We start from the raw sequence: 15,852 nt of genomic DNA, 5'->3' as shown, positions 1-15,852 counted from the left end.
TCTATGAAAACGATTGCACCACTCATCTCCATTATAACGCTTATTTTTCATTTTACAAGCCTTTTTTCTATAAAATTTGACTTTTCTTTTCTCTTAACGTACTTTTTATTATAGCTGAGCATTAATGCAAACGGTTGCTTCAGATAACAAAGGAGGAAAAAGAAAATGAGGAAAGAAGCCATCCACCACCGCTCAACCGACCATTTCGCTTATGCTTATGACAGCGAGACGCTCCATCTCCGGCTTCAAACAAAGAAACATGATGTCGACCACGTCGAGCTGCTTTTTGGCGACCCGTACGAATGGCACGATGGCGCCTGGCAGTTTCAAACGATGCCGATGCGGAAAACGGGAAGCGACGGGTTGTTTGACTATTGGCTCGCCGAAGTCAAACCGCCATATCGACGGCTGCGCTATGGGTTTGTGCTTCGAGCTGGGGGCGAACAACTGGTCTATACGGAAAAAGGATTTTACCATGAAGCTCCGAGCGACGACACCGCTTACTACTTTTGCTTCCCCTTTCTTCATCGGGTCGACCTATTCCAAGCGCCGGACTGGGTAAAAGACACCGTATGGTATCAAATTTTCCCCGAGCGGTTCGCCAACGGCAACCCGGCCATCAGTCCGAAAGGGGCGCGGCCGTGGGGAAGCGAGGACCCGACGCCGACGAGCTTTTTCGGCGGCGACTTGCAAGGAATCATCGATCACCTTGACTATTTGGCTGATCTCGGCATCACCGGCATTTACTTGACGCCGATTTTCCGCGCGCCGTCGAATCATAAATACGACACCGCTGATTATTTTGAAATCGACCCGCACTTTGGGGACAAAGAGACGTTGAAAACACTTGTCAAGCGCTGCCATGAAAAAGGGATCCGCGTCATGCTCGATGCAGTCTTCAATCATTGCGGCTATGAGTTTGCCCCGTTTCAAGATGTGTTAAAAAACGGTGCAGCGTCTAGGTATAAAGATTGGTTCCATATTCGCGAGTTTCCGCTCCAAACGGAGCCGCGCCCGAATTACGACACATTTGCGTTCGTGCCGCAAATGCCCAAACTCAATACCGCCCATCCGGAAGTGAAGCGCTACTTGCTTGATGTCGCGACGTACTGGATTCGCGAGTTTGATATTGACGGCTGGCGGCTCGATGTGGCAAACGAAATCGATCACCAATTTTGGCGCGAATTCCGTCAGGCGGTGAAGGCGCTAAAGCCCGATGTGTACATTCTCGGCGAGATTTGGCATGACGCCATGCCGTGGCTGCGCGGCGACCAATTTGACGCCGTCATGAACTACCCGTTCACGGACGGAGCGCTTCGCTTTTTCGCGAAAGAGGAAATCAGCGCCCGCCAGTTTGCCGATATCATGGTCCGGTTGCTTCATTCGTATCCGAAACATGTGAACGAAGCGGCGTTTAACTTGCTTGGCAGCCATGATACACCAAGGCTGCTTACGGTTTGCGGCGGCGACGTCCGCAAAGCGAAGTTGTTGTTTTTGTTCCAGCTCACGTTCACTGGTTCGCCGTGTATTTACTATGGCGATGAGATCGGCATGACGGGGGGAAACGATCCGGAATGCCGGAAATGTATGGTGTGGGATCCAGAGAAGCAAAACAAAGAACTGTATGAACATGTCAAGCAACTGATCGCTCTTCGCAAGCAATATCGGGCGCTTCGACGCGGCGATGTCGCTTTTCTCGCCGCCGATGATGAAGCGAACCATCTTGTTTATGAAAAAACGGATGGCAATGAAACGGTCATGATCATCATCAACCGGAGCAACGAAGCAGCAGAAATTCCCATGCCGATCGATGCGCGTGGAAAATGGCTGGTCAACCTTCTGACAGGGGAGCGATTCGCTGCAGAGGCGGAAACACTTTGCGTCTCCTTGCCGCCGTACGGGTTTGTGCTTTACGCGGTCGAAAGCTGGTAAGGCGACTGAGCGGGCGGTTACGGACAAACATATCGGTTGCCGGTGCAGAGGACAAGCTGCACCGGTTTGATCTTTTGCTGACCGTCCCCATCTATACCACCGGCATAGAAGAAGGTCAATTACGCCGCGCCATGCGCCGATATTCGGTCGGCGTGATTCCTTCCACCTTTTTAAACAGGCGCGAAAAGTAGGCGCCATCGTCAATGCCAACCCGCTTGGCGATCGCCTCAATCGTCTCGTTCGTCTCCGCCAACCATTGCTTTGCCTTTGACAACCGATAATGCGCCAAGTAGCGGCTAAATCCCATGCCCATCGTTTTTTGCATGCAGCGGGTGATGTAGTCCGGGTGGAATCGGAGCTCCTGCGCGAGCATGTCCAGTGTAATCGGCTCGCTGAAATGTTTCTCGATATACGCAACCACCGCGGCGCTGATCTGTTCAGACGCACTCGGGACGGAAAGCTCTTGTTTTTGCAAGTGCCAAAGGAATTCGATGAACAACAGCAGCTGCCGGAGTGGCTGATCGATATCCCGCCGAATGTTTTGTTCCACGATTTGACTTAGCAGCTGTTCCACCCGCTCGCGCTGCTTGACTTCGCCATATTGACGGATGGAGAGCCGGTATTGGATCGGCTCGGTGTATGTCGCCTCCTTTTCGATCACGATCTGCCGGCTGACACCGCAATCGGAAACGACCGCAAAGTCTGGCAGCAAAAAATGAAGCCAAACCAGCTCCGTCCGTTCTTCGCATGGGCGGTGTCCGTAATGTTCCCTTCCCGGAATCAACAACAAATAGTGTCCACTGCCAACCGCAAACTCGCGCCCGTTTTCTGTCATATACAAACAGCCTCGTTTCACGTAAAGCAAATCAAAGACGGAAAATGTGCGGCGGAAATGCTTCTTTCCTTCCAGAAATACACTTTCCGCCCCTTTGATGAACACCGGCAGCGGCGGCATGGAAAATGTGACCGTATCCATCGGCCTCTCCCCTCTTTTGTCGGAAATGTGCAAGCAAAATCGCTTCTTTCTCTTTCCATTATGCAACAAACTAGCTAAACTGAATATATCGTTCAAGTCGGAATAAGAAAAAGGAGTTGTCTCAACATGCGCCATGAGGCCAAAACGCGGTCACTGTTTTCCTTGACGTGGCCAATTTTTATTGAAACGCTGCTCTATATGGTGATGGGCAACGCCGATACACTGATGCTCAGCCAGTATTCAGATCACGCGGTTGCTGCCGTCGGGGTGGCGAACCAAATCATCGCTTTAACGATCGTGCTGTTCAACTTCGTCGCTTTAGCGACAGCAGTGCTTGTTGCTCAATATTTAGGCGCCCGCCGAGAGCAAGAAGCCGTTGACGTATCGCTTGTATCCCTCGTGGCCAATTTGTTGTTCGGATTGTTGTTAAGCGCCATTCTCGCCGCATTCAGCGAGCCGATTTTGCGAATGATGGATTTGCCCGCCGAGCTGCTCGATGAAGGAACCCATTATTTGGCGATTGTCGGTGGATTTTTGTTCATCCAAGCGCTGATGATGACGGTCGGCGCCATTTTGAAAAGCTATGGCTTCACCCGTGACACGATGTATGTGGCGGTTGGCATGAACGTTTTGCACGTCATCAGCAACGCGGTCCTCATTTTTGGCTTGTTTGGCCTGCCCGCCCTCGGCATCCAAGGGGCTGCTATATCGACCGCCGCCAGCCGTGGCATGGCCTTTCTCGCACTTCTTGCTTTGTTGCGCAAACGAACAAACATTCCGCTCGCACCAAGGGCGTTTCGCCGCCTTCCGTTTCACTATTTGCGCTCACTGCTGAAAATCGGTGTTCCGGCAGCCGGGGAACATCTTTCGTACAATACGGCGCAAATGGTCATTACGTATTTCATTACATGGCTTGGCGCTGAGGCATTGACCGTCCGTGTATACACGCAAAACATTATGATGTTTGTGTTTTTATTCGGCATCGCCGTCAGCCAAGGAACGCAAATTCTCGTCGGCCACTTCGTCGGGGCCGGGCGATACGAGGAAGCCTACGCCCGCTGCTTGAAAAGTTTGTACAGCGCCATCGCCATCTCAGTGTTGCTGGCCGCAGCCGCCTATTGGTTTGCCGAGCCGTTGCTGTCGCTCTTTACCGATGACCGCTCAATGATTGTTCTTGGCCGCAAACTGTTGCTGTTAACGATTATCCTTGAACCGGGGCGCTCATTTAATTTAGTGATTATCAGCTCGCTTCGTGCCGCTGGCGATGTGCAATTCCCTGTCTATATGGGCATTTTGTCGATGTGGGGCGTCGGCGTGACCATTGCTTACGTATTTGGCATCGCCCTCGGATTTGGCCTCGTCGGCATTTGGCTGTCGTTCATCGCCGACGAATGGCTGCGCGGACTGTTGATGCTTTGGCGCTGGCGGTCGCGCGTCTGGATGAAAAAAACGATGGTGCCACAAGCAAAAATGGCGTAGCGCCGCCAAATCGAATAAGAGCTGCGCGTAGGCGCAGCTCTTATTCTTTAATGCGAATGCCGTAATGATCAAACCAAACGTGCACTTGGCCAAGGTAAGCGAGCAGCTGCGGACCGGTCATGAGCTGCCCAAACCACGGCACTTGGAACGACTTCCCTTCTGTTTCAATGAGCGCCAACAATTTTTCCCGGTCGAAAAACTCGTGCAAAACCGAAGAGCGGTCATGGAGCAACTGCTCAAGCCATTGCTTGACAAGTTTCGTATATAGAGGATGGTGCGTTTTCGGATAGGGGCTTTTTTTCCGGTAGAGCACCTCTTCGGGAAGCAATCCCTCGAGCGCTTTTCGCAAAAGGCCTTTTTCTCGTCCTCCATACATTTTCATATCCCACGGAATGTTCCAAACGTATTCGACAATGCGATGGTCAGCGAACGGCACACGCACTTCCAAGCTTGCTCCCATGCTCATCCGGTCTTTTCGGTCAAGCAGTGTCGTCATAAACCAAATCATATTTAAGTAAAACAGCTCACGCCGCTTCGCCTCCTCGGCGCTTTCCCCCTCGAGACGCGGCACTTCAGCAAGCGTTTGTTCATAACGCATTTGCACATAGTCGTCAAGGCGAAGCTTTTGCCGCCATTCTTCCTTTAACAACCCGATGCGCGCCTCAATCGAGCGCATCCATGGGAATCCTTTCCGCGCCAAATCGTCCGGCCGATGAAACCATGGATAGCCGCCGAAAATTTCATCGGCGCACTCCCCTGATAAGCTGACGACAAACCGTTCGCGAATTTGTTTGCAAAACCAAAGAAGCGAAGAATCGACATCGGCCATGCCCGGAACGTCGCGGACGATGACGGCTTCATGCAAATGGCGGAACAGTTCCTCTTGCGTGATCACACAGCGATGATGAACCGTTTGAAATTGGTTTGACACCTGTTCGATAAAGGGCGCATCCGTGTTTGGTTGAAAATCGTTGGCTTTGAAATACTGGTCGTTCCCTTCATAATCGATCGAGTAGGTGTGCAGCGGCCCTTTTCCAGCTGCCGCGAAGGCATTGGCAGCAATCGCCGTAATGGCGCTCGAGTCGACCCCACCAGAAAGGAAGGTGCAAACCGGTACATCGGAAACGAGTTGGCGCGTGACCGCATCCGTCAATAGAAAGCGCAGCTTTTCGACCGTTTCCTCGAATGAATCGCGATGGACGTCGCTTTCGACATTCCAATACCGCCAAATGCGAAGCCCGCTGCGAGAGAAAGTCAACGCGTGCGCTGGACGCAGCTCCTGAACACCACAAAACACGCCGTGCCCCGGTGTGCGCGACGGTCCGAGGCCGAACACTTCGGCGAGTCCTTCATAATTGACTTCTGCCTTTACATCGGGATGGGCCAAAATGGCTTTCGCTTCCGAGCCGAACAGCAGCCCCTCGCCATCTTCTCGATAAAACAAAGGTTTTACTCCGAGCCGGTCGCGCGCCATAAATAACAGCTCGCGCTCCTCGTCCCAAACGGCGAAGGCAAAAATGCCGTTGAGCCAATCGACGCATTTCTCCTTCCATTCCATATATGCGGCAAGCAACACTTCTGTATCGGAATGACCATCAAATCGATAGCCTTGGCGCAACAGTTCCTTGCGAATGTCTTCCGTATTATACAGCTCGCCGTTATAGACGATCGTATAACGATGTCCGTTTTTTTGCCGCACCATCGGTTGTTTGCCGCCAGCCGGATCCACGACGACAAGCCGTTTATGGCCGAAGGCGACATGAGTGTCCAGCCACGTATTTGTATCATCCGGTCCACGTTTGGCGAGCGTCTCTGTCATGCTGTCAATGACCGTCCGCTCGCGGCGCAAATTGCGCCCGAAATGGACCCAGCCAGTAATGCCACACATACAAACCAATCCTTTCTTTTTATCAAAGATGGCAAGTTCTCACCCGTTTCCATCATTTCGTCCGTTCTTTTTCACGATCGTTTCCAGCGATCGCTCCTTTGATTCACGATGGTTCTCCACGTCGGCATGATTCCATTTTATGCACCCCCCGTCATTTCGATGAATTGTCCGACGTCGGTCGCCGCACGAATAAATCAGCAAAAAAATGGAAAAACAGAGGAGTACAAGGAGGATGAGAGACATTGAACATCGAGGAACGACTGCAATGCATTGTGGAACAGCCGCGGGCTTATGTGTATGGAACAGTGGAGTTCGTCAACGATGAATGGATCTTCTTCGACGAAGAAGAAGAGGAAGCCTCTTTAGTAGAAGAAATGGCCGAGCAAGGCATCGAATGGTTTCACTGCGGGCATTGGCTGTCCGGGCAATGGCAGGATCAGGGCGCGGTCGCCACGGATCTTGGCGTCTTTCCCCTCGAAAACGGAGATCGCATCCGTTTCCGCAAACGGCTGACTTATGCCTATCAACAATGGCTCGCCGCGCTTCCTGATTCAACCTTTTTCCAGTTTGTTCAATGGCTGAACAGCCTCGGATTTTCGCTGTATGACTGCTTATATTGCTACAACGGCCTATTGTTTGCCAAATCGTCTGGCGTGAATTTCATCATTTACGACAACACCGAACAAATTGGCAGCATCCACCATTATTACGAGCGCGGACGGGCGTCAAGCGACCGTTTTGAAATCACATTAAACAGCGGTGAGCGAGCCATTTGCGCCCAAATCGGCTGAATCGCCTGTTGATCCTCACGTCGTCGAAGTCCAACGGTGATCTGTCAATGTTTTTTTACCGGCCATCCTTCCGCCCGAAGCGAAGCCTAGCAGCCGTTTTGCTTCAGGCGGAGTGCCGACGGACGACAGCTGTCAACCGACGCGGGCGGGGGATCACTTTTGCTTTTCCGTCACATACCGCATCACTTCTTCAGCGAGAAGCGGCGGACAAAACACGTATCCTTGCGCATACGTGCATTGCAAATCGCGAAGCCGGTTGAGCTGTTCCGGCGTTTCCACCCCTTCGGCGATCGTCTCAAGCCCCAACCCGTGTCCCATCGTAATCATCGCCTTGACAATGGCCTCATCGGAAGCGTTGGCATGCAATTGTTCAATAAAGGCACGGTCAATTTTCAATATTGTCGCTGGCAACCGCTTTAAATAATGGAACGAGGAATATCCGCTGCCGAAATCATCGACGGCGATGCCGACGCCAAGCTTCCTCAACTCGTCCATTGTCCGCATCGTGCTGGACAGATAACGGAGCATCGAATGTTCGGTCAATTCGAGATGCAAACAGGACGGAGACAAGCGTGACTGCTTAAGCGCTTGTTTTACATTGTCTACAAACCGCTCGTGTTGAAACTGGACAGGGGAGACGTTAACAAAAATGGAAAGCTGGTTATTTCCTGTAATTTCCTGCCATTGTTTCGTCTGTCTGCAGGCGGTTTTCAGCACCCAGCGCCCAATCTCATGAATCAACCCGGTCTCTTCCGCCAAAGGGATGAATTCATCCGGCCGCACAAGCCCAAGCTTCGGATGGCGCCAGCGAATCAGCGCCTCCGTCGCCTTCACCGCACCCGTATGTACGTCGACAATTGGTTGGTAGCAAAGAAATAATTCATTCTCTTCGATCGCCCTGCGCAAATGTCCGCCCATTTCCAATCGGTGCATTGCTTCTTCGTTCATTTGCGCGCAGTAGCGCTCCACCCGGTTGCCGCCGCCTTTTTTCGCCATATTGACCGCCATATCGGCGTGCCTAAGGAGCGCATGTTCGTCCTCTCCGTCATCTGGAAACATCGCTAGACCAACGCTTGCTGTAACGAAAAATTCCTTTCCGTCGTACACAATCGGCCGCGCCACTTCGCGCACGATGCGGAGCGCCGCTTCCGTCGCCGCCTGGGCCTCTGTTTTGAGCGGAAAAAGCAAGCAAAACTTGTCGCCATGAAATCGGCCAAGCTCCGCACTAGGCGGCAAGGCGCGGCGAATGCGCTCGACAAGCTGGCGCAAAATGTCATCTCCGGCGTAATGGCCGACGCTGTCGTTAATCCATTTAAACCGGTCCAAATCGATCAAAGCAACCGCCATCTTTCGTCGCTTCTGCTTGGCTTTATCCAGCTGTTCGGAAAACAATTCCATCCACTTTGTCCGGTTGGGCAAGTTCGTATCGATGTCGTAATATGCTAAATAAGAGATTTTCTCTTCCGCCTTTTTTTGCTCGGTAATGTTGCGTCCGATTCCGTAAATGCCGACCTTTTTGCCATCCACAATGATGGGAATGTTTTTCATTTGAAACAAAAGCCGTTCTCCCGATTTCGCCGGAATTTCCAAGTTATACGTTTGGATATTCCCCCGCAGCGCTCGGTAAAAATAGCGGGTGACGCGGGGAATATCATTCGGATGAATATACTTGAGCGAATTCGTATACAAAATCTCTTCTTTCTTGTAACCGAGCACTTGCTCAAAAGCGGGGTTGACGCTTGTCAAACGGCCGTGCAAATCTGTGGAATAGACAATGTCCGTGTTATGCTCAAACAACGATTTGTAGCGTTGCTCCGACATTTGCAGGCGGACGTGCAGCCGCTCCATGTCGCGGGACGATGTTGACATGAGCTGCGCCAATGTCATCATCCCTTCTGGCGGCGATGACCACGGTGACAGTAGGCCGCTCTCCGCCGAGGCCGCTGTTTCCGCCAGCGAAATGGCCGCAAATGCGGCCGGCCGCACCGCCGTATACGCATCTTTCACCAACACCTCGACGGCCGGAAACAGCGCTGCCTGTCCAAACGCCGCAGCCACGCCGTCAAACAGCGGGCGCGTATACCCACCGAGCGCCGCACTGTAGTAAAGCAGCATTCCTTCTGCTGGTTGCTTGGCCGTTTGCATCGCCACATCACGCGCGCTCCAGTAAAGGGACGCGGCATGAATATAAGCAAATCGCACCTTTTCTCCGTTATGGACATGGCCCCTTACTGCAACCGAGCCATCCTGGTTGACAGCGACAATCGGCAGGCAGACATCGCGTCCGTTCCGTTCGATAAGAAACGGAAATTCCATCCCAGAAAACGGAAGGCGTTCGATAAACTCTTTTCCTAAATACCGTTCCAAATAGCTCGACGCTTTTTGCCCGTTTAGCTCGTCAATCTGCTGATCGCGGCTTTTCGTGATGGAAAACGCCAAGCCAATCGGCTCCCATAAAAACGGTGCGGCACAGTGGCCGCGAAGCGCTGTTCCACTGAAAGAGACGGCGATTCCTCCGCGCTCAAGCCGACCGTCGTGCGAAAATAACACGCTGCCCTCGGGAAGCGCGCAGCCGATGATAACCATTCGTTCGTTTGCAAGCGGCAAATGGCGAAGCAAAGGCGGCAAAGCCGAGCGGTGATTCGTAAACAACAAAAGCAACGTCGTATCGTGACGAACGACCGCCTCCGCGATCAACGCCGCCAATCCATCCGGGCGGTCAAACTCATCAGCTGGCAGCGCCAACGACGAAACGGTTGAAGACGTCATCGACGCGACGCCAACAGCGAGATTCGCCTCCCCGGCCATTGGCAGCGGCCCTGCCATCCCAACCATATGGGCGTGCGGCCAACGACGGGCTAACGCGGCGGCCGCATGGTGCACTGCTTCCTCATCATTGCCCGCGATTTGGACAAACAACGGCTCATCCAAGGAAGAACTATGCTCCCTGAGCAAATGATCCAGCTCCTCGACGCGGCGGCAGCAGAACCAATGCATAAACGATCATGCCCCCTCCCGCTGACCAACGAGGTCGAAAAATTCAAAAAACATTGTTTGTTTTACCATATCATATTTTCGCCTTCGACAAAAGCGGCAACCAATAGAAGGCTGCCGCTTCGCTTTAGAATAAGTCAAAACCAAGCGGCAGCAGCAAACCAAGAAACAGCGTCACCGCAAGGGCAATGACCCATTGCGTCCATCTTGCCGCCGCGCTTTTCCCTTTTTTTTCAGCTGCTAAAACCATTTCCATCGCTCCGATCACCCACAGCCCGGCAAGCGCCTTTAGCCAATAAAGCGCAGATATCGAAGCAATGCTATGCAGCAAAAGCCCCCCCGTCGCGATCGTGAGAATGTAAAACAGCCGCAACACCATTTGCACGATCTTGGCTTTGCCCGCCCCTTGCCGCTCCATCGACACCGCAAGGAAAAACAAAACAATCGTGATGAGCCAGCTCGTAATATGGGCATGCGTCAACATCCATCCCTCCAACCATTCCTTGTTCCTTCCCATCATAGCACGGCGGGCTTACGGTTGACAAACTTCACGAAAACGAAAGACGCCCTTTCTTTCAAGAGGACGCCTTTTGAGCATCAATGGGGGCTTCCTCACTTTCGCCGTTTACTCTCCCACTTTGTTGCGCAACATGCCGATGCCTTCCACCGTCACCTCAATGACATCACCCGTCTGCAAAAAACGCGGCGGGTTCATCCCTTTGCCGACTCCAGCCGGAGTTCCTGTCGCAATGATGTCGCCCGGCTCAAGCGTAATGCCTTTGGAGATCGTCTCGATGATCGATTCAATGGAAAAAATCAACTGTTTCGTGCTCGCGTGCTGGCGCACTTCGTCGTTGACCCGTGTCTCGATGGACAAGTCATGGGGATTCGGGACAAAACGGCGCGGCACGATCCATGGCCCCATCGGGCAAAATGTATCCAAACTTTTGCCTAGAAAATATTGTTGGTGCCGCTCCTGCAAATCTCTCGCTGTCACATCGTTGATGATCGTGTATCCAAATACGTAATCAAGCGCGTCTTCGCGGCGGATCGCCCGCCCTTGTTTGCCGATGACCACCGCCAACTCCCCTTCATAGTCCATTTCATCCGTGACATCGGCATGGCGCAAAATCGTTTCCTCATGGCCGATGACCGTTGTCGGCGCTTTCGTGAAGACGATCAAATGCTCCGGCACATCGGCGCCACCGAGCTCCAGTGCGTGATCAACATAGTTTTTGCCGATGCAAAAAATGTTTTTCGCCGGCCGTGGGATCGGGGCCAAAAGACGGACATCGTCGAGGCGATAAACGTACTCCGGCGTCGGATGGCCTAGCGCCCAGTCAACCACTTTTTGCGCCCGTACGAGAAACCCCTCCCCTTGGGCAATCGCTTCAAGCATCGTCGTCGGCATCGTCTCCGTTCCATCCATCGCCCGTTCGGCGCGGCGCAAATGAACCGCCCGGTCGTCCCCTTGCGGCACGGCTCCGACAAACGTTTCTCCATCGAAAAGTGCGGTGATCAGTTTCATCGTGTCTCTCTCCCTTTCTTTGTTATGCAGCGGATGCTTCGTGAACTCTTCTCTTCCACCCGCCTTCGCCATTTTGGCGCGTTGAGGATGATATTCGCCATCGAGGCGAAAAAGTCCTGTTTTTGTAGAATTTTGTCTAAATTAGGAAATTTATCACTTATTTTCCCGAATCACTTTCTTTTTTCGTCGTGATATGTATAATAATGTTTAGTTTCCACTAGGGCGTCGATTGCGACTTTCGTCATGCAACAAACGTCTTGCATCGACGCGGCATGCCTCAACCAACATTTCAAACGAATTGATGGTGAAGGAAATGGTTCTGTTGCAAATTGAAGAAAAACGACAACAAATGATCGAATTGGCGCTCACTTATGGGTTCACGGCCAAAGAGACGATCGAATGCAGCCAAGAGCTTGACCAATTGATCAATCAATATTTGCAGCAAACGAGGATTTTTGAATCGCCTTCCCCGTCCGTTCAGTAAGCGGGGGTTTTTATTGCCCCGGCCGGCGGCGAAACGGCGGCCGCGTTCCGTATGTCCCCCACCTCCACATCCACTCAACCGGGCCATAATGAAAACGCGCAAACCAAAAGCGGCTTATCCACACTTGAGTTGCATACAAGGCAAACGCAATCAACATCTCCTGCCATGCGCTTGTGCGTCCGTACCACCCAAGCCCATAACCGTAAAACAGCGACGTGCAAACGAGCGATTGCGCGAGGTAATGGGTGAGCGACATTTTCCCGACGTCTTGCCACCACCGCCAAGCGCGCTGCCAACTTGGTTTCCCGCAGATAAACACGGCTGCCGCCGCGTAGAACACCGCCAAAGCGGCGCCTCCGAAGCTGTCTTGGATGTACATTGTCAAGTCGTTGGCCGCAGCCCAATACGGAATTGTTTTCAGTGCTAAACCAAAACATAGCGCCCACCTCATCAGGCGGCGCAGCTTCGCAGGCGAGTGACGGTCGGCTTCAAGCCAACGTTGGTCGGCGGCATAGCCGCCAAGCAAACAAAACGGCAGCACGGTCAACACCGTAAGCAAAAGCCCTCCATCGCCGTTGATATACATCCAGTCGTTCCACCGTTGCCAAAACACGTCACGAAACGTTCCGTTTCGATAATGGCGAACCGCCGCGGCCGCCGCGGTCTCGTGGCCGCCGGCTGTCTCCATTTCTCCGGTCAATACATTGAGAGTTAACAACAGCGCCATGAGGCCGTGAAAAAGAAAAAAGACGGCAACAGCCGCCGTCCGCCACCAACGAGGCGGGGCGGCGAAAAAGAAAAGCATGATGAACCCGACGAGGGCGTAGGGGATTAAAATATCGCCAAACCAAAGGCCAAACGCATGAGCAATGCCGATCCCAAGCAAAAGAAAGAAGCGGCGCAACAGAATCGGAATCGGCCGCTCCCCGCGGCTTTGGAGCCGGTGGAACATCATCACGGCGCCAAAGCCGAATAAAAAGGCAAACAGCGGATACGCGCTCGCTTCAAACAACACATCCACGACGGCAACGAAAACTCGGTCAAAATCACTGCCCTTGACGCCGTCGTCGTATAACGCCGGCGAGGAAACATAACGCATGTTGACAAGCAAAATGCCGAGCAAGGCGAATCCACGCAACACATCCGCTGCGGCGATTCGCTCGGTCGATCTGATCATCGCTTTCTCCCTTCTTTCTACCGCCTAGCCGTCTGCGCAATCGGCGACGCCTTACCGCCTTGCCGGCACGCCCGCCGCCTTATCCATTTCATTCGATGCGCTCTCCTCTGCCCGTCTGAAGGCGCATGCCTGTATCATCAGTTGACATAGCGGCCCGATTTTCCAATTGCATCCCAATATTGGCGGCGCAAGTGTACTTTCTGAATTTTTCCGGAGGCTGTTTTCGGCAGCTCATCGACAAACGTAACGCCTGTAATGGCTTTGAAATGAGCCAGTTTTTCCCGAGAAAAGGCGATCAGCTCTTCCTCTGTCACATTGTGCCCTGGGCGGACGACGACAAACGCATGCGGCGTTTCTCCCCATTTTTCGTGCGGCGCGGCAATGACGGCTGCCTCAAGCACAGCAGGGTGTTCATAAAGCGCACCTTCGACTTCAATCGACGAAATATTTTCCCCTCCGCTAATAATAATATCCTTTTTCCGGTCAACGATATCAATATGCCCGTATTCATCGACGGTCGCCATATCGCCGGTATACAGCCAGCCGTCGCGGATCGTTGCGGCGGTTGCTTCTTCGTTTTTCCAATATCCTTTCATGACGCCATGGCTGCGGACGATCACCTCGCCGATCGTCCGGCCATTATGAGGCACTTCGTCGCCGTTTTCATCGACCACTTTCACTTCACAGCCGATCATCGGATAGCCGGCTTTTGCCTTGATCCGCTGCTTTTGCTCCACAGGCAGTCCGTCAAGCTGCGGACGAATGAGCGAAATCGTGCTGAGCGGAGATGATTCGGTCATGCCGTACACCTGGATAAACTCCCAGCCGAGCTTTTCCTCAACGCGTGCGACAAATGCCGGCGGCGGCGCAGAACCGGCGATGACGACCCGCACGCCTTCCGGGACATCTGGTTGATATTGCTCATAATATTGCAGCAACATATTGAGCACAGTCGGAGCCATATGCATAACCGTCACCTGATGTTCCTTGACAAGATCAAAAATGACTTTCGGATCGACTTTACGCAAACCGATTTGCGTTGCCCCGTTGGCGGTGTAATAAAACGGAGCCCCCCAGCCGTTGACGTGGAACATCGGCAACACATGCAAATACGTATCGCGGTCGGACACACGCAAATGGTGCATCGTCACAAGCGCATGCAAATAGTTGTTCCGATGCGTCAGCATGACTCCTTTTGGGTTGCCTGTCGTCCCGCTTGTATATAGCAAGCTGCATATATCGTTCTCATCGATCATCGGGCGCGGAACCGGCGCTGACGACTGGGCGGCGAGCCATTCGTCGTAAGCGGTTTCATCAATCGCCGCCTCTGTTTTATGGTGGACAATGATCTCCTCGACCGTTTCAAGCTTGTTTTTGACCGGTGCAATCAGCCCGTACAGCTCCTGATCCACAAACAACACTTTCGTTTCGCTGTGATTCAAAATAAAAACGTAATCATCCGGTTTCAGCCGCGTATTCAGCGGCACCATCACCCCTCCCACTTCAAACACACCGTAAAACCCTTCGAGCATCTCGAGCGTGTTGGGCGCCAAGTACGCCACGCGGTCGCCTTTGCGAACGCCAAGCCCCCGCAGCCCGTTGGCAAGCCTCGACACTCGTTCGCCAAGCTCACGATACGTCACCGTCCGCCCCGAACAAATCATGGCTGTCTTGTCCCCATAGAGAGCCACGGCGCGATCGAAAAAGTGATGGAGCACGAGCGGCGCATTCATTCTCCCATCCCCCCTGTTTTATGTTTTAGAAAATTCACAATTGTATTATATAACAAAGATGGCATAAAGAAAAAGAGGGCCGTCCCAAAAGTCGTAAAATGACTTTTGAAGTCAGCCCTCTTTCTTGGATAGTCCACTCCATTGCGCCAAAAAAGAACCTGGTTTCTTCTTTTTTCCAAAAACGAACGCTAGGGGAGTCGTCTCGACAATAGCTAGTTATTTCCTTTCACCCCGGCGTCCAAGACATCCGGATCGACCGTATTCGTGACGCTGCAAAACGTATTCGTTTGCAAGAAATCGCCAGTATTGCCGCCGCCGGCACCTGAGTTTGACTTCGTGGTGCTTTTCGGAGCGATTTGCAGCACATCGCCCATGTTGACAGTGCCATTGCCGCTTACGTTCGTCACTTTGATCCCACCAATGACGATTGCTGGCATCCCCTTTCCCCTTCCTTTCTGCCCGTTCCCTTTCTTTATCATACGCGGGAGTTGCTTTCCTCAATTGGACTCTCACCCCGCATTGAACCGTTTTTTCTCCGTTTTCATACAATAACGATAGCGACACGACGAAAAAGGAGGGGGCTCTTCATGCCTTCATTTATCAGCGGTCCAATTAAAATCACCCATGTCAGCGGCGACGGCACGGTGAATTTCGGCGACGTCTTGCAAATCACACCAAAGAGCACGTTGAAATCCAATACCGGCTCAGGCGGCGGCAACAACGGGGACTTCCTGCAGACGAATACGTTCGTCAGCTTTACAAACACCGGCGATCCGGATGTGTTCGACTCAAATAATGCCGCCAACAATTAAAGCGAACGTTTCGCAGCTTGCGCCCATACACTAGTATCAACGAAGAAAACAAGGAAGG

At 52.6% G+C, this 15,852-nt stretch carries 13 protein-coding genes; 5 read left to right on the top strand and 8 right to left on the bottom strand.

From position 1 onward, the window contains the following. The first annotated feature begins 165 nt into the window (after positions 1–165). Positions 166–1,932, top strand: coding sequence for an alpha-glycosidase (locus GHH_RS03265; RefSeq protein WP_015374067.1), 1,767 nt, complete (start codon positions 166–168; stop codon positions 1,930–1,932). Between the two features lie 115 nt (positions 1,933–2,047). Here the strand turns inward: GHH_RS03265 and GHH_RS03260 are convergent, their stop codons facing one another. Continuing rightward, positions 2,048–2,908, bottom strand: a complete 861-nt coding sequence (locus GHH_RS03260; protein ID WP_015374066.1) for an AraC family transcriptional regulator — start codon at positions 2,906–2,908, stop codon at positions 2,048–2,050. Positions 2,909–3,034: 126 nt separating this feature from the next. Here GHH_RS03260 and GHH_RS03255 point away from each other — a divergent pair, with 126 nt between their 5' ends. Then, the gene (locus tag GHH_RS03255; RefSeq protein WP_015374065.1) at positions 3,035–4,387 is read left to right on the top strand and encodes an MATE family efflux transporter; all 1,353 of its coding nucleotides are present in this window, start codon (positions 3,035–3,037) and stop codon (positions 4,385–4,387) included. A gap of 40 nt (positions 4,388–4,427) precedes the next feature. On the opposite strand, the gene asnB is transcribed toward GHH_RS03255, so the two are convergent. After that, on the bottom strand, positions 4,428–6,275 hold the full coding sequence (gene asnB / locus GHH_RS03250; protein ID WP_015374064.1) for an asparagine synthase (glutamine-hydrolyzing): 1,848 nt from the start codon (positions 6,273–6,275) through the stop codon (positions 4,428–4,430). A 242-nt stretch (positions 6,276–6,517) separates the two neighbouring features. Between asnB and GHH_RS03245 the strand changes: the two genes are divergently transcribed. After that, positions 6,518–7,066 carry a DUF2777 domain-containing protein gene (locus tag GHH_RS03245; RefSeq protein ID WP_015374063.1) on the top strand — a complete coding sequence of 183 codons (549 nt, stop codon included), beginning with the start codon at positions 6,518–6,520 and terminating at the stop codon, positions 7,064–7,066. A gap of 153 nt (positions 7,067–7,219) precedes the next feature. On the opposite strand, the gene GHH_RS03240 is transcribed toward GHH_RS03245, so the two are convergent. The 3 genes from GHH_RS03240 to GHH_RS03230 form a co-directional block, all read right to left on the bottom strand. Next, positions 7,220–10,063 (bottom strand): EAL domain-containing protein, encoded by a 2,844-nt coding sequence (locus GHH_RS03240; protein ID WP_015374062.1) that lies wholly within the window; start codon positions 10,061–10,063, stop codon positions 7,220–7,222. Between the two features lie 124 nt (positions 10,064–10,187). After that, positions 10,188–10,541, bottom strand: coding sequence for a YisL family protein (locus GHH_RS03235; RefSeq protein ID WP_041470644.1), 354 nt, complete (start codon positions 10,539–10,541; stop codon positions 10,188–10,190). A 144-nt stretch (positions 10,542–10,685) separates the two neighbouring features. Then, positions 10,686–11,588, bottom strand: a complete 903-nt coding sequence (locus GHH_RS03230) for a fumarylacetoacetate hydrolase family protein (protein ID WP_015374060.1) — start codon at positions 11,586–11,588, stop codon at positions 10,686–10,688. A 313-nt stretch (positions 11,589–11,901) separates the two neighbouring features. Between GHH_RS03230 and GHH_RS03225 the strand changes: the two genes are divergently transcribed. Then, positions 11,902–12,072 (top strand): aspartyl-phosphate phosphatase Spo0E family protein, encoded by a 171-nt coding sequence (locus tag GHH_RS03225; protein ID WP_011230198.1) that lies wholly within the window; start codon positions 11,902–11,904, stop codon positions 12,070–12,072. A gap of 10 nt (positions 12,073–12,082) precedes the next feature. Here GHH_RS03225 and GHH_RS03220 read toward each other — a convergent pair whose 3' ends face one another. The 3 genes from GHH_RS03220 to GHH_RS03210 form a co-directional block, all read right to left on the bottom strand. After that, entirely contained in the window at positions 12,083–13,249 is a 1,167-nt protein-coding gene (locus GHH_RS03220) for a DUF418 domain-containing protein (protein WP_015374059.1), read from the bottom strand. A gap of 137 nt (positions 13,250–13,386) precedes the next feature. After that, positions 13,387–14,982, bottom strand: a complete 1,596-nt coding sequence (locus GHH_RS03215; protein WP_015374058.1) for a fatty acid--CoA ligase — start codon at positions 14,980–14,982, stop codon at positions 13,387–13,389. A 212-nt stretch (positions 14,983–15,194) separates the two neighbouring features. Further along, on the bottom strand, positions 15,195–15,419 hold the full coding sequence (locus GHH_RS03210; protein ID WP_011230195.1) for a spore germination protein: 225 nt from the start codon (positions 15,417–15,419) through the stop codon (positions 15,195–15,197). A gap of 150 nt (positions 15,420–15,569) precedes the next feature. Here GHH_RS03210 and GHH_RS03205 point away from each other — a divergent pair, with 150 nt between their 5' ends. Next, positions 15,570–15,794: a spore germination protein gene (locus tag GHH_RS03205; RefSeq protein WP_011230194.1), complete on the top strand. Its 225-nt coding sequence runs from the start codon at positions 15,570–15,572 to the stop codon at positions 15,792–15,794. Positions 15,795–15,852: the final 58 nt, after the last annotated feature.

The sequence above is a fragment of the Geobacillus sp. GHH01 genome, from assembly GCF_000336445.1.
In the GTDB taxonomy this organism is placed as follows: domain Bacteria; phylum Bacillota; class Bacilli; order Bacillales; family Anoxybacillaceae; genus Geobacillus; species Geobacillus zalihae.
This window is presented reverse-complemented; position numbering and strand designations above follow the sequence as displayed.